The organism is Nocardioides nematodiphilus (assembly GCF_020216525.1).
Taxonomy (GTDB): domain Bacteria; phylum Actinomycetota; class Actinomycetes; order Propionibacteriales; family Nocardioidaceae; genus Nocardioides; species Nocardioides nematodiphilus.
The window spans coordinates 131,700-154,855 of the sequence record NZ_JAIWOY010000007.1; the positions used below are offsets into that span (position 1 = coordinate 131,700).

The 23,156-nt window shown below is 68.6% G+C and carries 16 protein-coding genes and 2 pseudogenes; 6 read left to right on the forward strand and 12 right to left on the reverse strand.

What is annotated here, in order from left to right; translation table 11 throughout:
• Nucleotides 1-63: 63 nt before the first annotated feature.
• From KSO98_RS12955 to mgtA, 10 genes and pseudogenes are all read right to left on the reverse strand, one after another.
• A complete protein-coding gene (locus tag KSO98_RS12955; protein ID WP_225286030.1) occupies nucleotides 64-1,347 on the reverse strand; it encodes an ABC transporter ATP-binding protein in 1,284 nt (427 codons plus the stop codon).
• Nucleotides 1,331-2,365, reverse strand: coding sequence for an ABC transporter ATP-binding protein (locus tag KSO98_RS12960; protein WP_225286032.1), 1,035 nt, complete (start codon nucleotides 2,363-2,365; stop codon nucleotides 1,331-1,333). The genes KSO98_RS12955 and KSO98_RS12960 overlap by 17 nt, the downstream gene beginning before the upstream one ends.
• A complete protein-coding gene (locus KSO98_RS12965; protein ID WP_225286033.1) occupies nucleotides 2,362-3,303 on the reverse strand; it encodes an ABC transporter permease in 942 nt (313 codons plus the stop codon). Before KSO98_RS12965 ends, KSO98_RS12960 begins: the two co-directional genes overlap by 4 nt.
• 1 nt (nucleotide 3,304) lies before the next feature.
• Complete coding sequence (locus KSO98_RS12970; RefSeq protein ID WP_225286034.1) at nucleotides 3,305-4,333, reverse strand: ABC transporter permease; 1,029 nt, start codon at nucleotides 4,331-4,333, stop codon at nucleotides 3,305-3,307.
• Nucleotides 4,334-4,429: 96 nt separating this feature from the next.
• Nucleotides 4,430-6,043, reverse strand: a complete 1,614-nt coding sequence (locus KSO98_RS12975) for an ABC transporter substrate-binding protein (RefSeq protein WP_225286035.1) — start codon at nucleotides 6,041-6,043, stop codon at nucleotides 4,430-4,432.
• Nucleotides 6,044-6,118: 75 nt separating this feature from the next.
• Nucleotides 6,119-6,847: an HAD family hydrolase gene (locus tag KSO98_RS12980; protein ID WP_308012764.1), complete on the reverse strand. Its 729-nt coding sequence runs from the start codon at nucleotides 6,845-6,847 to the stop codon at nucleotides 6,119-6,121.
• A gap of 243 nt (nucleotides 6,848-7,090) precedes the next feature.
• A pseudogene (locus KSO98_RS19060) lies at nucleotides 7,091-8,223 on the reverse strand (acetate/propionate family kinase).
• The gene (locus KSO98_RS12990) at nucleotides 8,181-8,996 is read right to left on the reverse strand and encodes a phosphoketolase family protein (protein ID WP_308012767.1); all 816 of its coding nucleotides are present in this window, start codon (nucleotides 8,994-8,996) and stop codon (nucleotides 8,181-8,183) included. The pseudogene KSO98_RS19060 and the gene KSO98_RS12990 overlap by 43 nt, the downstream one beginning before the upstream one ends.
• Nucleotides 8,994-10,644, reverse strand: a pseudogene (locus tag KSO98_RS19065) (phosphoketolase); the annotation flags it as partial. The gene KSO98_RS12990 and the pseudogene KSO98_RS19065, both read right to left, overlap by 3 nt.
• Nucleotides 10,641-13,367, reverse strand: coding sequence for a magnesium-translocating P-type ATPase (gene mgtA / locus KSO98_RS13000; RefSeq protein WP_225286037.1), 2,727 nt, complete (start codon nucleotides 13,365-13,367; stop codon nucleotides 10,641-10,643). The gene mgtA and the pseudogene KSO98_RS19065, both read right to left, overlap by 4 nt.
• 490 nt (nucleotides 13,368-13,857) lie before the next feature.
• Between mgtA and KSO98_RS13005 the strand changes: the two genes are divergently transcribed.
• The 5 genes from KSO98_RS13005 to KSO98_RS13025 all read left to right on the forward strand — a co-directional run bounded on the left by KSO98_RS13005 (nucleotide 13,858) and on the right by KSO98_RS13025 (nucleotide 20,168).
• Entirely contained in the window at nucleotides 13,858-14,643 is a 786-nt protein-coding gene (locus KSO98_RS13005) for a GAF and ANTAR domain-containing protein (protein ID WP_225286038.1), read from the forward strand.
• 215 nt (nucleotides 14,644-14,858) lie between these two features.
• Entirely contained in the window at nucleotides 14,859-15,470 is a 612-nt protein-coding gene (locus KSO98_RS13010; RefSeq protein WP_225286039.1) for a hypothetical protein, read from the forward strand.
• Nucleotides 15,471-15,892: 422 nt separating this feature from the next.
• Entirely contained in the window at nucleotides 15,893-16,741 is an 849-nt protein-coding gene (locus KSO98_RS13015; RefSeq protein ID WP_225286040.1) for a slipin family protein, read from the forward strand.
• Between the two features lie 197 nt (nucleotides 16,742-16,938).
• Nucleotides 16,939-18,015, forward strand: a complete 1,077-nt coding sequence (locus KSO98_RS13020; protein ID WP_225286041.1) for a glycosyltransferase family 4 protein — start codon at nucleotides 16,939-16,941, stop codon at nucleotides 18,013-18,015.
• A 62-nt stretch (nucleotides 18,016-18,077) separates the two neighbouring features.
• Entirely contained in the window at nucleotides 18,078-20,168 is a 2,091-nt protein-coding gene (locus KSO98_RS13025; protein WP_225286042.1) for an amylo-alpha-1,6-glucosidase, read from the forward strand.
• 54 nt (nucleotides 20,169-20,222) lie between these two features.
• Here KSO98_RS13025 and KSO98_RS13030 read toward each other — a convergent pair whose 3' ends face one another.
• On the reverse strand, nucleotides 20,223-20,684 hold the full coding sequence (locus KSO98_RS13030; protein ID WP_225286043.1) for a fatty acid desaturase family protein: 462 nt from the start codon (nucleotides 20,682-20,684) through the stop codon (nucleotides 20,223-20,225).
• A 146-nt stretch (nucleotides 20,685-20,830) separates the two neighbouring features.
• Nucleotides 20,831-21,244 (reverse strand): DUF5994 family protein, encoded by a 414-nt coding sequence (locus KSO98_RS13035; protein WP_372457782.1) that lies wholly within the window; start codon nucleotides 21,242-21,244, stop codon nucleotides 20,831-20,833.
• Nucleotides 21,245-21,603: 359 nt separating this feature from the next.
• Between KSO98_RS13035 and KSO98_RS18960 the strand changes: the two genes are divergently transcribed.
• Entirely contained in the window at nucleotides 21,604-23,136 is a 1,533-nt protein-coding gene (locus KSO98_RS18960; protein ID WP_225286044.1) for a sensor histidine kinase, read from the forward strand.
• Nucleotides 23,137-23,156: the final 20 nt, after the last annotated feature.

Here is a 23,156-nt window from a genome sequence, read left to right on the forward strand (position 1 = left end):
AAGAGCAGGTCGTGACGACGCTGCTCCGGGCCGGTCCCTCCGAGGATACCCCGACCGGTGCCGCTACGGCGCGGGGGTCTCGGGGTAGAGCACGCAGGCCACCTCGACGCCGCCTGCCCGGCGCAGGGCCGGGTCGACCCCGTCGTGGAAGCGCATCCGGACGCCCTCGCCCTCGGGAGACACCTCGGCGACGCCACGCCACAGCGGGTCGTCCTCGGCCGAGCGGATGCCGCTGAGGAGGTCCTGCACCGGCGCAGCACCGCCCACGCCCAGCGTCACCGACTGCACCCCGGGAGTGTCCAGGTGGGTCAGGTCGCCGATCAGCTGGGCCTGGCGCACGAACTCCTCGGGCGTGGCGCGGGTCCAGTGCGACTCGAGCATGGTGCGCAGGTCGCGCCCCTCCCAGCCGCACTCGGCCTGAGCGACCGGGCAGCGCGGGTGGAAGGAGCAGCCCGTGGGCGGCGCGGCCGCGTCCGGGATCTCGCCGCGGGGCAGGTCGCGCGCGACCGTGCGGGAGGGGTCGGGGTCGGGGATGGCACGCAGCAGCGCCTGGGTGTACGGGTGGCGCGGCTCGGCGAAGATCTCCTCGGTCGGGCCGATCTCGACGACCCGGCCGAGGTACATGATCGCGATGCGGTCGCAGAAGTACTTCGCGCTGGCCAGGTCGTGGGTGATGTAGACGTAGGTGAGCCCGAGATCCTGCTTGAGGTCGAGCATGAGCTGCAGGATCTTCGCGCGCACCGACATGTCCAGCATCGAGATCGGCTCGTCGGCGACCAGGACGTCGGGGTTGAGAATGATCGACCGAGCGAGCACCACCCGCTGCTTCTGCCCGCCCGAGAGGTCGCGCGGGTACTTCGACAGGAACAGCTCGACCGGTGAGAGCCCGACCCGCTCGAGGGTCTCGATCACCCGGGCGCGCCGCTCGGCAGCCGAGGTGACGCCGTGGACGCGCAGCGCGTCGCCGACCGCCTCCTCGATCGTCATGGACGGGTTGAGGGCGGCGTTCGGGTCCTGGAACGCCATCTGGATGTGGCGCCGGATCCCCCGGCGCTCGCGACCGCTCAGCGTGGCGATGTCGCGATCCTGGAAGAGGATCGAGCCACTGGTCGCGGGCGCGAGACCGAGCAGCGCACGGCCCAGGGTGGTCTTGCCGCTGCCGCTCTCGCCGACCAGGCCGAGGACCTCGCCCTTGCGCAGCTGCAGGTCGACCCCGTCGATGGCCCGGACGGTGCCCGAGGAGCGACCGAGCAGCCGCCCGAGGGTCCCGCCGCGCAGCCCGTAGTGGACCGACAGCCCGCGTACGTCCATCAGCACGTCGCCGATCACGTCAGGCCTCGTCTGCATCGCTCAGCTCCTCGTGGGCCAGGGGTGCCCGCTCCGCGGGCGTCAGGTCGCGGGGGCCACGCAGCCAGCACTCGACGGTGCCACCGGCCTCCCGCGTCGTCGGGACGGGTGAGGTGGTCGCGCAGATGCGCATCGCATCGGGACAGCGCGGGTGGAACCGGCAGCCGGCCGGCGGGTCGACCAGGTCCGGCGGCGAGCCGGGGATGAAGCGCAGCCCGGTCGTGCTCAGCGAGATCGTCGAGGCGAGCAGCTCCCGGGTGTACGGGTGCTGCGGGTCGCTGAACACATCGGCGACGGTGCCCTGCTCGACGATGCGTCCGGCGTACATCACCGCGACCCGGTCGCAGGCCTCCGCGACGATCCCGACGTTGTGCGTGATCAGCAGCAGCGCGGTGTCGAAGTTGCGGCGCAGGTCGTTGAGGATCTGCACGATCTGAGCCTCGACCAGGACGTCGAGCGCTGTCGTGGGCTCGTCGGCGACCACGAAGGCCGGGCGCAGCACCAGCGCCAGCGCGATCATCAGTCGCTGCCGCATGCCGCCGGAGAACTCGTGCGGGTAGGAGCGGTAGCGGGTCGGCGGGATGCCCATCATCCGCAGGGCTTCGAGCGCGCGGGTGCGGACCTCGTCCTTGGACAGCTTCGGCTCGTGCTGGGTGATGGTCTCCTCGAAGTGCTCGGAGATCCGCATGAGCGGGTTCAGTCGGGTGAGCGGCTCCTGGAAGATCATGCCCAGGTCCGAGCCCCGGAGGCCGTACGCCTCCTTCGCGCTCATCGCGAAGATGTCGCGCCCGCGGTAGCGGACCTCGCCGTCGCGCTTGGCGCCTTCGGGCAGGAGCCCCATCAGGCCGCGGCCCAGGGTGGACTTGCCGCACCCGGACTCCCCCACCAGGCCCAGGGTCTCCCCCGGGCGCAGGTCGAAGCTGACGCCGTCGACCGCCTGGATCGCGCCGCGGGTGGTGCCGTACCAGACCCGTACGTCGCGTGCGGAGATCACCGGCTCGGCAGTCATGTCGCTCATCGGACCTCCTCCGTCTCGACACGTGCGGGCAGCAGCACCGGCAGCAGACGGCGCCGGCGCAGGGTCGGGTTGAGGGTCTCGTTGAGGCCCTCGCCGACGAGGGTCAGGGCGGTGACCAGCAGGACGATCGCCAGACCGGGGTAGAGGCCCGTCCACCAGACCCCCGAGCCGGCGTCGGCCAGGGCGCGGTTGAGGTCGTGGCCCCACTCGGCGGCCTGGGTCGACTGGATCCCGAGCCCCAGGAAGCCGAGGCCGGCCAGGGTCAGGATGGCGTCGGCCGCGTTGAGGGTGCCGATGACCGGCACGCTCTGCACGACGTTGCCGAAGAGGTAGCGCCGCATGATCACGCCGTCGGAGGCGCCCATCGCGCGGGCGGCCTCGACGTACGTCGCCTCCTTGGCGCTCACGGTGGTGTTGCGCACCACGCGGTAGTACTGCGGGATGTAGATCGCCGAGAGCGACAGCGAGACCGCGATCACCGAGCCGCCGACGATGTTGGTCAGCAGGAACGAGAAGACGATCGCGAGCAGGAACGACGGGAACGCGAAGAGGGCGTCCATCACCAGCACCAGGATCCGGTCCAGCCAGCCACCGTAGTAGCCCGAGATCAGGCCGAGCGGCACGCCGACGACGATGCAGACCAGGATCGAGAGCAGCACGACCTCGATCGCCGTGCGCGCGCCCCAGATGGTGCGCGAGTAGACGTCGAAGAAGAGCCGGTCGGTGCCGAACCAGTGCGTGCCGTCGGGGTGGCCGAGCTTCGGGAAGTCGGTGCCGTGGGCCGAGGCCTGCGCGAAGCCGTACGGGGCGACCCAGGGCGCGAAGATCGCGAGGAACACGAAGACGGCGCTCATCACGATGCCGATGACCAGCATCCACCGGGCCAGGCCGGAGGTCTCGGAGAACGGCTTGGCCAGCGCGGAGAGAACGGTGCGCATCTCAGTACCTCACCCTCGGGTCGATGAGCGCGTTGACGACGTCGACCACCACGCTGACCACCACGACGGCGATCGCGAAGATGGTGACGATGCCCTGGACGGCGCCGTAGTCGCGCTCGTTGATGTAGTCGACCAGCTTCTGGCCCAGTCCGGGCCAGTTGAACGTCGACTCGGTGAGCACCGCGCCGCCGAGCAGCATCGCGAACTGCAGGCCGATCACGGTCACGACCGGGACCAGTGCGTTGCGCAGCGCGTGGTGACGGGTGACCTTGCCGCGCGAGATCCCGCGCGCCTCGGCGGCCTCGACGTAGTCGGCCTGCATGGTCTGCAGGATGTTGACCCGGACCAGTCGGATGAAGACGCCGCAGATCAGCAGGCCCAGGGTCACGGCCGGCAGCAGCAGGTGCTTGAGGACGTCGAGGATCGCGTCGCTGTTGCCGCTGAGGAAGACGTCGATGAGCAGGATATGGGTGCGCGGCGTGACCAGGAACGCGGTCATCGGGCTGGAGGCGCCACCGGTGGGCAGGCCCAGCGGCTGCGCGACGTACACCTGCAGCAGGAAGCCGACGAAGAAGATCGGTGCGGCGTAGGTGAGGATGCCGAAGAGCCGGATGACGACGTCGCCGATGCTGTCGCGGTAGCGCCCGGCCACCAGGCCGAGCGGGATGCCGACCAGCAGCGCGATGGCGAAGGCCGCCATCGTGAGGCTGAGGGTGGCGCCGCCGTTGTCGCGGATGACGCGCAGCACCGGCTGGTTGTCGCTGAAGGTGGTGCCGAAGTCGAGATGCGCGACCGAGGACAGGTAGTCCCAGTACTGCGCGATCATCGGCCGGTTCAGCCCGAGCGCCTCGCGGCGCTGGGCGAGCGCGTCGGCGTCGAGCTTGCCGCCGACCGCTGCCGAGATCGGGTCGCCGGGTGCGACCCGCAGCACCACGAAGACGAGGGTGAGGATCACCCAGATCATCGGGATGACGAGCAGGACGCGTTGTGCGATGTAGCGGGGCAGTGATCCGCTGCCGGTTCCAGCCACCGTGTTCCTCTCAGAGCCCGTGAAGAGGCAAGGACGTGGGTTACGCGGGACGTGGGGAGCGACCACCGGTCGCTCCCCACGCTCGCAGGGTCGGTGCTACTTCTTGGTGACCAGCCAGAGCCGGAAGATGAACGACGGGTCGAGGGTCGACTCGACCCCGCTCATGCCCTTGCCGTACACCGCGGTGTTCTGGCCGACCCAGCTCGGGATCAGCGGGACGTCGCGAGCGGCGATGTCCTGGAGCTGGCCCTCGATCTGCTCACGCTGGCCCTGGTCGCTGGTGCCCTGCTCCTGGGCGACGAGCTTGTTGACCTCGGCGTTCTTGTAGCCGTTCTGGAAGAAGCCGCCGTTGACGAGGAACGGCGACAGGTAGTCGTCGGCGTCCGGGTAGTCCGGGAACCAGCCGAGCATCCACAGGTCGTACGCGCCCTGCTTGTAGAGGGTCTGGTACTGCTCCCACTCGGTGCTCTTCGGCGTGACCTTGAACAGGCCGCTGGCCTCGAGCTGGCGCTTGAGCTCGTTCATCTCGTCCTCGGACGCCGGACCGTAGTGGGTCGGGGTCCAGCCGAGCGTCAGCGCGACGGGGGTCTTCACCCCGGCCTTGCTCAGGATCTGCTTGGCCTTGGCGACGTCGGGCGTCCCGTACGCCTCCTTGAAGCTGTCCTTCTGGCCGGCGTAGCCCGGCGGGACCACGCTGTACAGCGGGGAGACGGTGTCGTCGTAGGCCGCGCTGGCGATCTTGTCGCGGTCGATGAGCTGGGCCGCGGCCTGGCGCACGGCGGCGTTCTGGCCGATGCCCTTGTCCACGCGCCAGGTCCAGTAGCGGATCTCGGAGCCCTTGCCGGTGGCGACGGTGAGCTTGGAGTCGCTCTTGAGGGCGCTGATGTCGGTCGGGCTCAGGCTGCGCCAGGCGACGTCGACCTCGCCGTTCTGGGCGGCGAGCTTGAGCGCGGTGTTGTCGGAGTAGTACTTGATGAAGACCTGCGACGCGCCGCCGGTGTTGTCCCCGGTGTAGTCGGTGTTCTTCTCCAGGACCGCCTGGTCCTTGGCCTTGTACTGCGCCAGTTTGTACGGGCCCGAGCCGATGACCTTCTCGTCGGCCAGCTTGGTGTCGGCGGGGAAGACGTCCTCGTCGACGATCGCCGCGGCACCGGGGTACGTCAGGACGTACTGGAACGTGGTGTCGGGCTTGTTGAGGTGGAAGATCACCGTGTTGTCGTCCGGGGTCTCGATCGCGTTGTCGTCGAGGGTGACCACGCCGGACTTGTCGTCGGTCTTGGTGATGGAGCCGAGCAGGTAGATCGCGGCGCCGTTCGGGTCCTGGATCTTGATCGCGCGCTCGAAGCTGTACTTCACGTCCGAGGACGTCAGCGCGTCGCCGTTGGAGAACTTCAGGCCCGGCTTGAGCGTGCAGGTGAGCGTCTTCGGGTCGCCGTACTCGCACTTCTGCGCGGCGTCGCCGACGATGTTCGTCGAGTTCGCGGGGACCGTGAGCAGGGTCTGGTACAGGTTGTACTCGAGCGTCGAGGACCCGAGGTCGTAGGACCCGGCCGGGTCGAGCGCCGTGACGGTGTCGGTGGTGCCGAGGATCCAGCCGCCTCCCGAGGCGCCTCCCCCGCTGCCGTTGTCGTTGCCACCACAGGCGCTGATCGCGAGTACGAGAGCACCCGCGCCGGCGATCGCGATGGCGCTGCGCATGCGCTTCTTCATCCGATTCACTCCGCTTCCCAGGTGCCCTGATTGGTACCTGTTTCGCCGGAAGATACCCAGGGTGAGGGGCTCCGGCTAGACGGGATCGATTTCCGGGCGGTCTCGAAATGACAACGATTTCACACCTGCCGCGTCGAGTCCGGTGAGGGAATCGCGCTCGATCCACCCGGCCCGCAACGAAACCGGTACGTGGTTGGGCACCACCAGGACGGTGCAGCCCGCCGCGTCGGCCGAGGTCGCACCGGTCGGGCTGTCCTCGATCGCCACGCAGTCGTACGGGTCGACGCCCAGCGCCGCGGCAGCGGTCTCGTACGGCTCCGGGTGCGGCTTGCCGTTGGCGACCTGCTCGCCGGTGACGATGACCTTGAAGGACTCGGCCGGCAGGTGCGCCAGGATCGGCGCGACGAAGCGCTGCCACGACATCGTCACCAGCGCGCACGGGATGTCGTGGGCGACGAGGTCGGCCAGCAGCTCCTTGGCACCCGGTCGCCACGGCACGTCGGCGTCGAGGCGCGCGCAGACCCCGTCGAGCAGCAGCTCGACGACCTCCTCGGGCGTGTGCGGCATGCCGAGCTTCTGCTTGATGTAGGCGCCAGACACCAGCAGGTCGCTCCCGACCAGATGGGCCGCGTCCGCCTCGCTCCACTCCCCGCCGTACTCCTCGGCGAGCGCGTACTCGGTGGCGATCCAATACGGCTCGGTGTCGACGAGGGTTCCGTCCATGTCCCATAGAACGGCGGCCGGTCTTGCTGGAGGGCCACTCGGCTCCTGACCTGCAGGAACTGGAGAAAACGCGGCATTCACAATGGCCTCCAACCAACTCCATGTGGAGATTCATGCGGAGTTTGACCCTACTGGGCTAGGGCGATGCATCCACCCGCCGCCCCACGCAGGTGCACATCCAGGCGCCGACGGACCCTTTCAGTAGCTCCGCCTGCCCACGTGCCGAGCATGAGCAACTACTCCATCGCTACTCGAATAACCACCTCCGCAAAGGCGCGGGCCTCCAGATGCAGGGCGCCACCGACGCGAACCGAGGCTGCTGCCTCAATCGCGGCTCGCGGTGGTAGCGCCGGCAGGTAGCGATCCTGCGAGCAGCCGCCTGACGTCCTCCGCAATCTGCACGTCCTCTCGCGCGGCGACGACGAGCGTGCGGACTAGGGCGTCGTGCGTGCCGATGTCGGCGTCGAGACCCGCCGCGAGGTTGCGCGCAGCGTCGACCTCGACGCCGAGGAATCCGAGTCCGGCGGCCGCTCGCCGCCTGATCCCGGCGGAGTGCTCGCCGACGCCACCTGAGAAGGTGAGGACGTCGATGCCGCCTGCTGCAGCGGTCATGGCGGCGATGCCTGTTACGAGATGGTGCGTGTAGACATCCAGGGCGAGCATCGCATCCGGTTCCTGCCGAGCAGCCGCCGTTTCCACCTCGCGCATGTCCGCTGTGCCGGCGAGTGCGAGCAGGCTCGAGCGCTCCTCCAACGCGACCGCGATCTCGCGGGCGGTGAGATGTTCATGTTCTTCGAGCCAGAGCAGGAGGCCCGGGTCAACATTCCCGGATCTGGTCGCCATGACCAGGCCCTCAAGCGGGGTGAAGCCCATCGTGGTGTCGACGCACTTGCCGTCCACCACTGCCGCCAACGAGGCACCTGCCCCAAGGTGGCATGTCACCACCCGGAGGCCGACCGGCGTGCGGGCGACGATCTGGGCGGCCCGACGCGAGGAGTAGGCGTGGGAGAGCCCATGGAATCCGTAGCGCCGGATCCCGTACATCTCCCGCCATTCGCGCGGTACCGCATACGTCGTGGCCTCGGGCCCATGGTGGCATGGAAGGCGGTGTCGAAGCACGCGACGGCCGGCGCGGAGGGGAGCACCGCGGTGACCTCGTCGAGTGCGGCCAGGGACCTCGGCTGATGCAAGGGCGCAAGATCGACGAGGTCCTCCAACTGCTGGCGGACCACGGCGTTGAGCAGGGCGGCGCTGGTGAAACGGCTACCGCCATGGACGATGCGGTGACCCACGACGCCGGGCCGCGGCCAGGCCGCGATGGCATGTCCGAGGGCCGCCGAGTCGATCCCGGCCGGTCCGACGACCAGATCGGCACTCTGCTCGAGAACATCGTGCTCGTCGAGCAGGCGCAGCTTCAGGCTGGAGGACCCGGCGTTGACCACAAGGATCCGCACCACCTACTCCGTTCGCGTTTGCGTCGGCCAGGTCCATTGCGAGATGGCTGGGTCGTCCTCGCCATGCTCACGGGTGTAGGCGCGTGCCGCCAGACGGGCGTCGGACATCCGCTGGCGCAGCGTTGCGGCATGGCTGCCGAGCCGGGGGGGGGGGGGGGGGGGGGTCGGTCGATGACGTCCATGACCAGATGGAAGCGGTCGAGGCCGTTGAGCATGACCATGTCGAACGGCGTGGTGGTGGTGCCTTCCTCCTGGTAGCCGCGCACGTGCAGGTTGTCGTGGTTGTGGCGGCTGTACGTCAGGCGGTGGATGACCGACGGGTAGCCGTGGAAGGCGAAGATCACCGGCTTGTCCGGGGTGAACAGGGCGTCGTAGTCGCGGTCGGAGAGTCCGTGTGGATGCTCCGTGTCCGGCTCCAGCCGCATGAGGTCAACGACGTTGATGACGCGGACCTTCAAGTTCGGGAGGTGAGTTCGGAGCAAGTGGGCGGCCGCGAGTGCCTCCAGGGTCGGGATGTCGCCTGCGCAGGCGAGCACGACGTCGGGGTCCTCCCCGAGGCCGCCACCCTCGCCGCTGCCGTTGTTGCCGCTGTCGTTGCTGGCCCACGGCCAGATACCCAGACCACGAGTGCAGTGGGCGATCGCCTCCTCGATCGTCAAGTAGGTGAGAGCTGGCTGCTTTCCCGCGATGATCAGGTTGACGTAGTTGCGGGTGCGCAAGCAGTGGTCGGCGACCGAAAGCAGCGTGTTGGCGTCCGGGGGGAGGTACAGCCGCACGATCTCGGACTTCTTGTTGATGAGGTGGTCGATGAAGCCGGGAACCTGGTGGGAAAAGCCGTTGTTGTCCTGACGTCAGACATGGGACGACAGCAGATAGTTCAGCGATGCGATCGGTGCGCGCCACGGGATCTGAGGGGTCATCTTGAGCGACTTGGCGTGCTGGTTGAACATCGAGTCGATGATGTGGATGAACGCCTCGTAGCAGTTGAACAGACCATGCCTCCCGGTCAGCAGATAGCCTTCGAGCCAGCCCTGGCACAGATGCTCGGAGAGCACCTCCATCACCCTGCCGTCAGGCGCGAGGTGGTCGTCGGTGTCCATCCGCTCGGCGTCCCAGGCACGATCGGTGCCGTCGAAGACCGCGGTGAGCCGGTTCGAGACGGTCTCGTCGGGCCCCATCAGCCGGAAGGTGGCGGGGTTAGCAGCGATGACCTCCCGCAGGAAGGTCCCTAGGACGCGGGTCGCTTCGCTCGTGCCGGTCGCCGGGTGCACAACCGGCACCGCACTGTGGTGGAGGTCGGGCATGACCAGGTCACGCACCAGCAGACCGCCGTTCGCATGTGGGTTGGCGCTCATGCGATGCTCAGCGGCCGGCGCGAGCGCCTGCAACTCGGGGATGAGACGACCCGCAAGGTCGAACAGCTCATCGGGTCGGTAGCTTCGCATCCAGCCCTCGAGCTGGGCCAGGTGCTCGAGGTTGGTTCGGACCTCGACCAACGGCACCTGGTGTGAGCGCCACGTGCCCTCGACCGGAAGCCCATCCGCGATCGTGGGACCGGTCCACCCTTGGGAGTCCGGAGCACGATCATCGGCCAGGTCGGCCGTTCGGCATTCGCTCCGGTGCGGGCGTTGTGTTGGATGCGAGCGATCTCGTCCAGCACCGTGTCGAGGGTTACGGCGAGCTCCTCGTGGACGGTGAACGGGTCGTCGCCACCGACGAAGTGGGGCGCATAGCCGTAGCCCCGCATCAACTCGGCCAGCTCCGTCTCGGGGATGCGGGCCAGCACCGTCGGGTTAGCGATCTTGTACCGGTTCAAGTGCAGCACCGGCAGGACAGCACCGTCGAGGACCGGGTTGAGGAACTTGTTGGAGTGCCAGCTCGCGGCCAGCGGACCGGTCTCGGCCTCCCCGTCCCCGATCATGCACAAGGCGAGCAGGTCGGGGTTGTCGAAGACGGCCCCGTAGGCGTGGACCAAGGCGTACCCGAGCTCACCGCCCTCGTGGATCGAGCCAGGCGTCCCCGGCGCGAGGTGGCTGGGGATGCCACCGGGAAACGAGAACTGGCGGAACAACGCTCGCATGCCTGCCACGTCCTGTCCGACCGCCGAGGAGACCTCGCTGTAGGTGCCGTCGAGGTACGCGTTCGCGACCAGTCCCGGTCCACCGGCCCAGGGCCGGTCACGTAGAGCACGCTCAGGTCGCGTTCCCTGATCGCGCGGTTCATGTGGACGTACATCAGGTTGAGCCCAGGCGTCGTGCCCCAGTGGCCGAGCAGGCGGGGCTTGATGTGCTCAGCCAGCAACGGTTCGCGCAGCAGCGGGTTGTCCATCAGGTAGATCTGGCCGACGGACAGGTAGTTGGCGGCTCGCCAGTACGCATCCAGCAACTCCAGTTCGTGACGGTCGAGGCGGCTCGGATCTGTCATGGGGTCCCTCCTGGTGTGGGATCACGCCGATCGGCGTTTCGACGACCGTGACGAGGGAAGCTGCCAGCGGGGTTGAGCAGGTCGCCGGTGCTGAAGCGGGCCGCACGGTGTCGCAGCGCACGCTCCATGGTGTAGCGACGTCGCGGCCGGGGGTGGCCGGACGTCGCCCGGTAGAAGATGTGCTTGCCGACCTCGATGAGGACGAGGTAGCCGACCACCATCGCGGCCAATGCCGCGAAGAACGCCGTCGGCAGCGGTCTGAACCCGAGCGCGTGAGCCAGTGGCGTCAGCGGCAGCGCGGTGCCTATCGCGACGACGCCGACGGCGGCACCGGCCAACGGCAGGCTGGGGTGACTGCGGAAGAACGGGATACGCCGGGTACGGATCGCGAAGATGACAAGCGTCTGGGTGGCCAGCGACTCGACGAACCAGCCCGAGCGGAACTCCACGGCCCCAGCGTGGAAGATCCACAGCATCACGCCGAAGGTGACGAAGTCGAACACGGAGCTGAGCGGGCCGAAGAAGATCATGAAGCGGCGGATGAACGCGAGGTCCCAGTGAGAGGGCTGCCGCAACTGTTCCTCGTCGACACGGTCGGAGGAGATCGCCAGCTGGCTGGAGTCGTAGAGGAGGTTGTTGAGCAGGATCTGGCTCGGCAGCATCGGCAGGAACGACAAGAAGAGAGAAGCGCCGGCGGCTGAGAACATGTTGCCGAAGTTGCTCGAGGTTCCCATCAGCACGTACTTGATGGTGTTGGCGAAGATCCTTCTTCCTTCGGCGACGCCGTCGGCGAGTACGTCGAGGTCCTTCTCGAGCAGGATGACGTCGGCCGCGTCCTTGGCGACGTCGGTGGCCGAGTCGACGGAGATGCCGACGTCGGCTGCGTGGAGGGCCAGGGCGTCGTTGACGCCGTCGCCGAGGAACGCGACCGCGCCGCCGGACTGACGCTGGATCCGGACGATGCGGGCCTTGTCCTCGGGGCTGACCCGCGCGAACACCGTGGTGCCTGCGATGGCCTGGGCCAGGGTGACATCATCGAGGGCTCCGAGGTCTGCACCGGTCAGCGCCACATCGCCGGAGAGACCGAGATCGTGGCATACCTTGACCGCCACCGCAGGGTTGTCCCCGGTGACGACCTTGACGGCGATGCCCAGCGCGGCCAGCCTCTCGAGCGCTTCGGCCGCGTCCAGCTTGGGCGGGTCGAGGAACACCAGGAAACCGATCAGGTCCAGCTCCCGTTCGTCGGCGGCCGCGGGTGGGCGGTCGGCGAAGACGGAGCGGGTGGCGACGGCGATGACCCGGTTCCCGGCGCCGAACTCGGACGCCAGAGCGGTCCGGGCTGACGCGGGCACGTCGATACAGCGTTCTAGCACGGCTTCCGGCGCGCCTTTCGTCACCAGCGTCAAACGCTGGTCGCTGCCTTGGACGAGGACGGACACCATATTGCGCTCGTGATCGAAGGGCAGAACGCCTACCCGGTGATAGGCGGCGGCAGCAGCGAGTTGAGCGGCCACCTCGGGCGAGGCCCACAGTGCTCGGTCCAAGGGGTTACCGCCGACCGCCGTACCGTCGACCGCGATGTTCTCGGTCGCGACCAACCCCCACATGAGCAAGGCCTGTGCCTCGCGGCCGTTCGATGCGCCGTGGGCGGGAACGGCGCGGCTGTAGTCGATGAGGCCCGCCGTCAAAGTGCCGGTCTTGTCGGTGAACAGCACGTCGACGTTGCCGAGGTCCTCGATGCAGACCAAGCGTTTGACCAGGACCTTGTGCCTGCTCATCCGCCGCGATCCGGCGGCGAGGCTGCTGGAGACCACCGCAGGCAGCAGTTGAGGGGTGATGCCGACGGCGATCGCCAGGGAGAACAGCAGCGCATCCATGATCGGCTTGTTCAACACCACGTTGACTACGAAGATCGACGTGGTCAATGCTCCGGCCACGTAGACCAGCAGCATCGAGAACTTACGCAGCCCGATCTGGAATTCGGTGTCGAGCTGGTGGGTGGACAGGCCGGCCGCGATCTTGCCGAACTCGGTGCGGGCACCGGTCGAGACGACGACACCGCGTCCCCTACCAGAGTTCACGACAGTCCCCATCAGGGCGCAGCCCGTCAGCTCCGCCAACGCCGCCCCGGCCAGCACTGCTTCGGTGTTCTTGTCCACCGGCAGCGATTCCCCGGTCAGCAGCGACTCGTCACAGGCGAGCCCGGTCGCGGCGATCAGCCGGATGTCGGCTGGCACGACGTCTCCCAGACGAAGGTCCACGAGGTCTCCCGGAACGAGCTCGGTAGCATCCACCGTGGCAGGCCTCCCGTCCCGCGTGACGACGCACTCGTGACGGATCTGGTCGTGGAGCGCCTCGGCCGCCCTCTCGGCGCGGTACTCGTTGACGAACCCGAGACCGACTGACAGCGCCACGATCACCCCGATGATGGCGGCGTCGCTCTTCTCACCGACGAAGTAGGACGCGAGCGCTGCGGTCAGGAGCAATGCAAGCAACGGGGATCGGAGCTGATGCCACAGCACCGGCCCGAACCGAGCATGGTGAGAGGACACCGCGTTGGGTCCCCACCGGTCCCGCCGTTCGCTCACCGCGGTGCTCGACAGGCCGTTCAGGTCACTGACGGCGAGACCTTCCAGCACCTCGGCCGTAGAGACATGCGAAGCGGCACCGACGTCGAGCGACGCCGACGATGTGCGCGACCGGACCGACGCGCCACTCGTCACGACCGCGCCTCCGTGCTCGGCCGGGTGACCAGTTCGTCGGTCGTGCCGCTGGCGACGTCCGGCTGGCCGCAGGCGAACTCTGGCTGCCGATTGCTCATGTTCGAGGGCATTCTTCGCCCGGCGAGGGGGTCCTCGCCCGCGGGGTCCCATCCGAGGACGACGTACGGCGGCGAGCGTAGGCCCAACGAGTTCAGCGGCGAGGGCGGCTGAACTGCTCCGAACTGGCTGTGGTTCTCAGCACACTCGACACTACACGCGCCAACCGAGCCCCACGCGCGGACCGGCGGCACGCGAGAGCAGGCCAGGTCGCGCAGCCCCTCGGGCAGTTCAGCATCCAGATGTGACGAGGGGGGGGGGGGGGGTGAGGCTACAGTGAGTTGGACCGCGGGTCGGCCGCCGCCGCAGGTGGATCGCTGGGCGGCTTGTCGAGCGGGCCTTGCAGCAGACGAGGGCGGGAATGGGCGAGCTGGAGAACGCTGAGAATGCAGGTATGACGCTTGCGCCCATGTCCTCGCAGCAGGCGGCTGCGGATGCTGCGGATCTCCAGGCCAGTCTCAGCGACTTGGGTCGCCTGGTGGCCGCGACCTTGGGGCTGGCGGAGCTGCTCGAGCGCGTGGCGATGTACGCAGCGCACGCGATTCCCGGCGCCGACGGCGCGGGTGTGACGCTACTGCGGGTGGATCGGCCGGATCACCGTGTCGAGGCGCTCGCGGCAAGTCACCCGTTCGTCTCCGAGATCGACCAGATCCAATACGTGACGCTTAACGAAGGCCCTTGCATCACCGCAGCGCTGGAGGCGCGGACCGTGCGCTCGGGATCGCTGGGCGGCGAGAAGATGTGGCCCAGGTTCGGCCCGCGGGTGGGCCGGCTCGGCATTCACAGTGCGCTGTCGCTGCCGTTGCTGCTCCCCGGCCAGGTTGTCGGGGCGATCAACGTCTACGCCCGCGGCAAGGATGTTTTCGACGACCATGCCGCCGAGCTGGGTGAGTTGTTCGCCGCGCCGGCTGCGGTCGCGGTCCACAACGCACAGGTTCTGGCCCGCGCCCTCGAACTGACGACCCAGCTGCAGACCGCGCTGTCCACCCGGCCCGTCATCGATCAGGCCATCGGGCTGCTGCGCGGCCGCACCGGCGGCACAGCGGACGAGGCGTTCGCCACGCTGCGCAGGCTCAGCCAGTCCGAACACACCAAGCTCGCCGACGTCGCCAAGCAGGTCGTCGACGAGGCGGTGAGACGCGCTCGTGCGCGGCACGCCGACCGCCCGAACATCGGCTGACCCAGGGGGACCCAGGGCAGGACATCGTTGCTCCACCGCGACGCAGACCGATGAGGGGCGCGATGCGCCTAGGACAGCCCCGTAGGCTTGCGGACAGGAGAGCCGGACCAGGATCCGGCGGTCTCCTCAGCTCCTCCCCCGCGCCGCGATGTGCAGCGCTCGGTCCATGCTCGTGACCAAGTGCTCCCAGGAGCACCACGGAGAGCAGTCCGCCCATGATCATCTCTGCCGCGCTGGGCGCCGACCTGGCACTGCTGACCCAGGCTCTCGACGCTCCGGGCGTCGATCTGGCCGAAACGGTGAGGCGCTTGACCGGCGACGCGCGAACCGCCGCGCAGTCCTACCTCGGATTGTCTGTCGCGATCACCGCGTTCGAAGCGACGTTCGACTTCACTGTGCTCGACGAAGGCGTCGAGTCCGGGGACGTCCGAACCTCCCTATGGGTACCGCTGACGGTGGCCGCGGAAGGGAGTGGCGCAGTCGATGAGACGACGTCGCCGGCCTCGGTCACCCTCGTCTTCTACGCCGCTACCCCAGGCGCCCTCATCGACCTCGCCGCGGATCTGGCCTGTCTCACCGGGCGGCCCCTCACCGACTTCCGCCTAGACGACCACCCCATGCCGGCCTCGGGTCACACCGAGCCGACCCTCCTGGAAGCGATCTCGACGATCAACCAAGCGCTCGGCGTGCTGATCGAGGAGGGCGCAACACCGGAACAGGCCGAGCGCGACCTCGCGACCCGAGCCATCCACGCGGGCACCGGTCTGCCGGCAGCGGCGGCCATGGTGGTCGCGGGCCTGCACCCACCCGACTCGGCCAGTCGTTGACTCCTGCCCGCGCCGACAACCCCATGTCTACCGTGGCCGTACCGCGTCGTCTGTGCGCATCGCATCGCGTCGCCGGGAACGGGGTGTAGTGTAGGAGTTGCTGAGAGCCTCAGCCAGTTCGGTACCAGTTCAGCCGTCCGCCGCTGGACCCAGAGCAACAGCTCCGCGCCGCACACACCGGTGACTACCTGCCTGTCAGGAGCACCATGAACGCCCCGCCGCGCCAGTTCCGACCGAATGCTGCGCCGGGCACGAACCCGGTGTCTGAGCCGCATGCGGTCGCGCCGCCTCGCGACAACGGGGCGCCGCCGCTTGCGGCACCCCCTCCACCTGAGCGTGTCCTCATCACGCACGCCACCGCGCCCGCATACGGCCGCGACATCGTGTCGCGGGCGGCTCCGGCCTCCTAGGGAAAGTCCACCATGAAAGCTCTCATCGTCCTCGTCATCGTCGTCATCGCGCTGGGGTTGCTGACGCTCGCCCTGGCAGTACGCATCGTGAAGCAGTACGAGAACGGCGTTCTCTTCCGCTTCGGGCGGGTGATCGGAGAACGCTCACCCGGGTTTCGCCTCATCATTCCGATCGTCGATGTCCTCCATCGGGTCTCGCTGCGGATCGTCACCATGCCGATCCAGTCCCAAGGGATCATCACCAAGGACAACGTGAGCGTCGACGTCTCGGCAGTGGCCTACTTCAAGGTCGTCGACGCCGTGAAGTCCGTGGTCGCCATCGAGAACGTCTACTCCGCCATCGATCAGATCGCCCAGACGACGCTGCGCAAGGTCGTCGGGCAACACACCCTGGATCAGACGCTCTCCGAGACCGACAAGATCAATCTCGACATTCGCGCCATCCTCGACGTCGCCACTGTCGAATGGGGTGTGCTGGTGACCTTGGTCGAGCTCAAGGACATCCAGCTGCCCGAGAGCATGAAGCGTGCCATGGCTCGACAGGCCGAGGCCGAGCGCGAGAAGCGAGCCAAGATCATCAATGCCGAAGGCGAGTCACTCGCCGCGGCGGCCCTGGGCGACGCCTCCGACATCATGATGGCCCACCCCCTGGCCCTGCAGCTGCGCAATCTGCAGAGCCTCGTGGAGCTGGGCGTCGACAAGAACACCACCGTCGTGTTCCCCGCGCCGCTGATGAGCACGATCGCCGAACTCGGTTCTTTCCTAGCCCACGAGAGCGCCGCGGCCGCGTCCCCCACCGCCGTGGCGCCACCGGTCGATGCCTCGCCGGTCCCGAACGTCAATGGGGCCGGTGCGAGGTAGGGCTCGAGGCCCCGGACGAGCAGCGCCCGTCCCATCCATCACAACACCCGAGCGGTCCGACGCGACCCTACGACCCTTGACCAGAAGGACACAGCGATGACCCGACTCGATTGCGACCACGCCCGCGGCGACAGGCTCGTCGACTCCTTGAATCCGGTGCCGGGGCCTTGTCGGGCCGACGACATCCAACCTCTCGGATGAGAGTCGGTCTGATCGCTCCTCCGTGGGCGCCCGTTCCCCCGGTCGGCTACGGCGGGACCGAGGTCGTGGTCGACAATCTCGCCCGCGGTCTGCAGGTGCTCGGCCACGACGTCCGGCTGTTCACCGTCGGCGACTCGACCTGCCCTGTGCCGACGTCCAGCCTCTACGGCACCGCGCCTCGCCCCATCGGCACGACGGTCGAGGAGGCGGCGCACGTCCTCGCGGCGTACGAGGCGATGGCCGAGGTCGACCTGATCCATGACCACACCGTCCTTGGGCCGCTGCTGGCGCCGTGGCCGCGACACGGCATACCGCCCGTGGTGAGTACCCACCACGGCGCGTTCACCGACGAGAATCGCCGGATCGTCCGCGAAGTCGCGCGCCGCGCGGCTGTCATCGCCATCTCGCATGACCAGGCATCCAGAGCCCCCGAGATCCCGATCGCCTCCGTCATCCACCACGGCATTGACCTGGCAACGTACCGGCCCGGCCCGGGCGACGGCGGCTACCTGCTGTTCCTGGGGCGGATGTCTCGTGAGAAGGGCATCGCTGCAGCCCTGCGCGTGGCCCATCGCACGGGCAGGCGTCTGAAGGTGGTGACGAAGATGCGCGACCCTTCGGAGACCGACTATTTCACGACGGTCGTCGAACCGATGCTCGCCGACGACGACGAACTGCTCCTCGAGCCCACGATCGAGACACGGCTGGATCTCTTGCAGCACGCCGAGGCGTTGATCAACCCCATCGCGTGGCCCGAACCCTTCGGGCTGGCCATGGCCGAAGCCCTGGCTAGCGGCACGCCGGTGATCGGCTACGGCGCCGGGGCCGCGCCGGAGATCGTCGACCACGGATCCACCGGGCTGCTGTGCCACGACGAAGACGACCTGAGCAGAGCCGTCGGTCGGATCCGGTTCCTCGACCGGGGTGCGTGCCGCGCAGCCGCGGAACGGCGCTTCTCACTAGCCCGGATGGCTCACGACCACGTCGAGCTCTACGAGCGCGTCCTGTCGAACCCTGCGTCGGCGCATGAGCTGCACCTCGGGGTCCGCCCGCAGGCCGAGGTCGTCGCATGACGGGGCTCTCCCCTCCGAGGTCGCCTTGGTCGTCGGACTCCGAGCCGGCCAGCGACTCGGGCGTGGCCGATACCGTCACGCTGCTCGAAGGCACCACGTTCTGCATCAGTGAGCAGGGCGGAGACATTCGCGCTTCCGGTGCCCAGGGTCTCTTCGCCCGGGACACGAGGGTGCTGTCACGGTGGACGCTGACCTTCAACGGAGACGCCCCCATCGTGCTCGACGCACAACGGACCGAGCCCTACCGCGCGACCTATCTCAGCCGGATACCTGCGGCCGCCGGCCAGGGTGACAGCACGACGATGCTGGTGGTCCGAGACCGACACGTCGGTGATGGCATGAGGGAGCAGATCACACTGCGCAACCTGACGAGCACCGAGGCTTCCGGCGTGCTCCGCCTAGGCGTCGATGCGGACTTCGCCGATCTGTTCGAGGTCAAGGACGGGCGTACACCGACTGCCAGTCGCATTGTGCGGGTCGTGGACGACGAGGGCATCGGCCTTTCCCGGACGCGCGGCGTCCATCATCCCGCCGTGCACATCCGAGCTGACGGCACTCCCGACCTCTCGCCGCAGGCGCTGAGCTGGAACCTCGTCGTCCCGTCCCGTGGCGAGTGCACCGTCGTCGTGCACGTCGCGCCAGTCCTCGACGGCGTCCGGCTCACGAGCAGCCACGATGTCGGCCACCCGCTCGGGTGCACAAAACCGGCCCGCCGGTTCCACGAATGGCGCCACGGCATCCCGGAACTGACGAGCGGGGACGCGGGACTGTCCGCCGTCCTGGCACGCAGTGTCGAGGACCTCGGCGCGCTGCGGATCTTCGACGACCAGCACCCCGACCGCGCCGTGGTCGCAGCCGGCGCCCCATGGTTCATGGCGCTGTTCGGGCGCGACTCGATCCTGACATCGTGGATGCTGCTGCCCCTAGACAGCAGCATGACCGTCGGCACCCTCCAAACGCTCGCCGACCATCAGGGCACTCTGACCGACGCCGTGACCGAGGAGCAGCCCGGACGCATCCTCCACGAGATCCGGTTCGGCCTCACCGCTGTCGACCTCACCCTGGGCGGGGGCAGGGTCTACTACGGCACCGCTGACGCGACCTCGCTGTTCGTCATGCTTCTGGGCGAGCTTTCCCGTTGGGGCGGGGACCCCGCGATCATCGGCGACCTCCTCCCCCACGCCGACCGAGCGCTGGACTGGATCGAGAACGCCGGCGACCGCGATGGGGACGGCTTCGTGGAGTATCAGTGCGGCACCGACCACGGCCTGGTCAATCAGGGCTGGAAGGACTCCTGGGACGGCATCAGCTTCGCCGATGGCCGACTTCCCACCGGCCCTATCGCCTTGGCCGAGGTGCAGGCCTATACCTACGCCGCCCTCTTGGCCCGCGCGGGACTTGCTCAGGCTGCGGGCGACGACGACGCTCACCACATGTGGAGCGTCAAGGCGGCCGACCTCAAGCGGCGGTTCAACGAGGCGTTCTGGATCCCCGACCGTGGGTGGTTCGCCGTCGGGCTTGACGGCGACAAGCAACAGATCGACAGCCTCACGTCCAACATCGGGCACTGCCTGTGGACCGGGATCGTCGACAACGACAAGGCCGCTGCCGTAGCGGACCACCTACTGTCACCCGACCTGTTCACCGGCTGGGGCATCCGCACCCTGGCGTCGAGCATGGCTCGCTTCAATCCGATGGGCTACCACAACGGCTCCGTGTGGCCTCACGACAACGCCCTGTGCGCGGCAGGTCTGATGCGCTACGGGTTCGTGGATCACGCCCAGCGGGTCATCACCGGTCTCCTGGCCGCCGCCGACGACTTCGGTCACCGGTTACCCGAGCTGTTCAGCGGCTTCGACCGCGCCGACTTCGCGTCACCAGTCCCGTACCCGACCGCGTGCTCGCCCCAGGCCTGGGCCGCAGCCGCTCCACTGTCGTTCCTGCGCACCCTGCTGCGCTTCGACCCGGACTCGCCGCGCGGGCAGATCGCGTGCGCGCCATCGGTCCCCGAGCAGTACCTCCCTCTCGGGGTGCACGGGATCCGGGTCGACGGCCACCGGCTCACCATCGACGTCACGGCCGACGGCTGGGTCATGGAAGGTCTGGGCGACGCTCGCTTCAAGCTCACCACGTCCCAGGAGCGCCGTTGTTGACTCCGAGGCAACGCAGGAGGTGTTCGGGGCCGCAACCCCCTTGCGTTGCCAAGGCTAGCCGCGCAACGTGGCCCCGACGCGATGCATGTGCTTGACCGCCGCCGCGTACGCGGCAAGCGCGCTGCACTCGAGGTAGGGGATCTGGTGCTCGTCGCAGAAGTCGCGTAGGAGTGGTTGAGCGCGGCGGAAGGCCAGACCGAGGACCCGGCTGCCTCTCGAGCTGCGAGTGACCTGCAGGTGGCCGATGTCGTGGCCCAGGAAGCTGGTCCGGTTGGCCAGCACAGCGAGCACCGGAGTCATTGCGAGCAACCAGCAGGCGTGACGGTGCGTGAGCATCACCGCGATGACCATCCCCAGGGCAGCCAGCACCGCCGAGGCGTTCCGAGTGAAGGCGACGGGTCGCCGGCGCATCAGGCCGGCGTCGCGCACGCGCCGAGCGAGATCGCCGTACCCTCCCTGTGCGGCGCCAGCGGTGACCTCGGACCGCTCCGACTGCGCAGCGGGGGTGGTGCTCACGTCATCGAGGCTCACGGTCGAACTCCTGGCTGCGATGCCGGCATCGCCCGGAAGGGCTGGCCGACCTGGGAAGGACGGGCCAGGAGGGCGGTCCTGGTCACCCGCAGGTGGATGGGCCGTGCGCGGCCCGCTCACGAGGGGTCCCGCTACGGGTGCCCGCCATCGTCGTCCCAGGCGGAGCGGGCCTCGTTCGTCTCGCATGCATCAGTCGTCGCGCGGACCGGGACGGCGGGACTCCGCCGCCCGCCGGCGTCGAGGAGGAGCGCAGCGGCTTCGTCCGCCGGGGTCTCGGGTGCGATGACGTCGATAGCCAGCCGACGGCCGTCGAGCATGGTGAGGACGAGCTGACGGGTGTCGTCCCTCGGGAAGGAGCCGGTCTTCACCCGCCGCCCAGGAACGGCGACCGAACGGGGGCGGTCGTCCCAGTCCGGCGGTGAGTAGAGGACCCGCGCGATGCGCCCGGAGCTGGATGGCCACAGTGCGAACAGGCCGCCGAGCTCCTCGCTCAGGTTGCGGCTGTGCGGCCACCAGGCGCCCGACGCCATGCCCGGCTCCGACATGGGGCGGACTGCGAATCGCCCCGTCCGATCATCAGTGGCCATGAGTGCCACCGCCTGTCCCTTGCTGCATCGGCCGTCCCGCGGTGGAGTCGAGCGATTGCAGTCTTCTTCGATCATACGCCGGTATTCCAACACCGGCCGTCCGTTGGTCTTCTTCGCGCGTTGGCACCGTGCTCATCGAGCACTCGACCTGGTGGCGCAGGTGTCCTGTCCCGCAGGTGTCACGTCAGGGGCCGAACCCGCGTACGGGTGCGCCACCGCACGCGGCAACATTTGCGGTGCGCCGTAGAGTGGAAGTCAACCAGCTTGCCATGCCAGCGCTCTTCGAGCCTCCAGGGCAGGACCGAGAGGCGGGCGTCGTGGCGACGTCCTTGAATCACTCGTGTCGGCCGGGCGGCGCACGCGATGGCGCGTACGAACTCGAGCGATCCTCGCTGGTCGTGCCGCGGGCAGGGATGCTGGTCGCGCTGCCCCGCGCAGCGGTGCTGGTGCTGCTGCCGCTCACCCTCGCCCTCGCGTTGGTGCCTGAGGCGCGGAATGTGGACGGCGTCGCGCGCGCCCAGGACCTGACCGCCTACCCGTTGATTCTCTTGGCGGGCATCACGCTCTACTTCTGCCAGCGCATCGCCGGGGACGCCGGCCACGGTCGGCTTGCCGCCGGCATCGTCCTCCTCGGATCTCAAGGCGTCGGCCTTGCGGCCATCCGTGTCGCTCGGCCCGTGGCCGCCATCGAGCACCGCGACTGGTCGACCGGTATCGACGTGTCGTTCCAGGTAGGGCTCCTGCTGCTGACGGTGCTCGTCGGCCGCCAGCTCCGAGCCGACCGCCGATTCGCCGACCCGGTCGCCGTGAGCGTGGCCGGCGCCGTCGTGCTCGTAGCAGCCCGGGCGGCCGTCCTCGCGCTGCCCTCCACGGGCCTCGCCCCGGTCGCTGTGCGCCTCCTCGCGGCCTTGGCGCTCACGGCGCAGGTGGGCACCGCGGTCCTCCTGCTGCGAGCCGCGTGGTTGCCGCACTGGTTCCGCGCTCCCGTCGCGGGGGCGCTGAGCCTCCTGGGTCTCAGCCACTTCCTCGTGTCCGCAGGCCCGTTCGGTGAGGTCGGCGGCGGCTTCGCGGTGGCCGCGGGGCTCCTGGGTGCCATGCTGCTCCTCGCGGCGAGCTTCGCCCTCCTCGAGGTGCTGCTGGAGCGCAGCGGCGACGCCGTCGTCGGGCTGAACCACCGGGTGGATCACCTTGAGGCTGACGCGCGCGTCGAGCAGGAGCACCGACACGAGGTCGGAAGCACCTTCGCCGGGATCGCGAACGGGATCCACCTCCTCCGCTCGCCGATATTGCTGACCGAGGATCGCCGCCGCGACCTCGAGACGATGCTCGACGCCGAAGCGGCGCGACTCCAGCGATTGATGGACCCCGGAAGGGCAGTCGTGTCGCAGTATCTGGACCTCGACGGCGTCCTGAACCCGCTCGTCGCCGCTCATCGCATCCGCGGGAGAGTCGTTCACTGGCGGCCCAGTGGACTGCACGTCAGATGTCGTGCCGACGACATCGCCCAGGTGGTCAACATCCTCCTCGAGAACGTCGCCAGGCATGGCGGGACTGCGGCGACCCTCACCGCTGCCAGAACCGGCGACGGCATCGAGATCCGGGTCACAGACCGGGGCCCAGGCATCGATCCCGCCCTCGCCGAGATCATCTTTCTCCGGGGCCACCGAGGAACACTTTCCCACGGCGAGGGCTTCGGACTGCACATCGCTCACCGACTCATGATCGAGCACGGCGGCGGACTCCGGCTCGTCCAGGACGCGACAGTGCCCGGCGCCAGCTTCGTCGCCCGTCTCCCCCGCGCGCTGACCGCTCCCCTCGCCACCAACGCACGGGAACGCGCGACCCCATGACCGCAGATCGGCGACAGGCG

Excerpts from the sequence above, each read along its gene's own strand:
- KSO98_RS12955 (WP_225286030.1), bottom strand. The coding sequence starts at position 1,347 with ATGCAGACGAGGCCTGACGTGATCGGCGACGTGCTGATGGACGTACGC.
- KSO98_RS12960 (WP_225286032.1), bottom strand. The coding sequence starts at position 2,365 with ATGAGCGACATGACTGCCGAGCCGGTGATCTCCGCACGCGACGTACGG.
- KSO98_RS12965 (WP_225286033.1), bottom strand. The coding sequence starts at position 3,303 with ATGCGCACCGTTCTCTCCGCGCTGGCCAAGCCGTTCTCCGAGACCTCC.
- KSO98_RS12975 (WP_225286035.1), bottom strand. The coding sequence starts at position 6,043 with ATGAAGAAGCGCATGCGCAGCGCCATCGCGATCGCCGGCGCGGGTGCT.
- KSO98_RS13005 (WP_225286038.1), top strand. The coding sequence starts at position 13,858 with ATGACGCTTGCGCCCATGTCCTCGCAGCAGGCGGCTGCGGATGCTGCG.
- KSO98_RS13010 (WP_225286039.1), top strand. The coding sequence starts at position 14,859 with ATGATCATCTCTGCCGCGCTGGGCGCCGACCTGGCACTGCTGACCCAG.
- KSO98_RS13015 (WP_225286040.1), top strand. The coding sequence starts at position 15,893 with ATGAAAGCTCTCATCGTCCTCGTCATCGTCGTCATCGCGCTGGGGTTG.
- KSO98_RS13020 (WP_225286041.1), top strand. The coding sequence starts at position 16,939 with ATGAGAGTCGGTCTGATCGCTCCTCCGTGGGCGCCCGTTCCCCCGGTC.
- KSO98_RS13035 (WP_372457782.1), bottom strand. The coding sequence starts at position 21,244 with ATGTCGGAGCCGGGCATGGCGTCGGGCGCCTGGTGGCCGCACAGCCGC.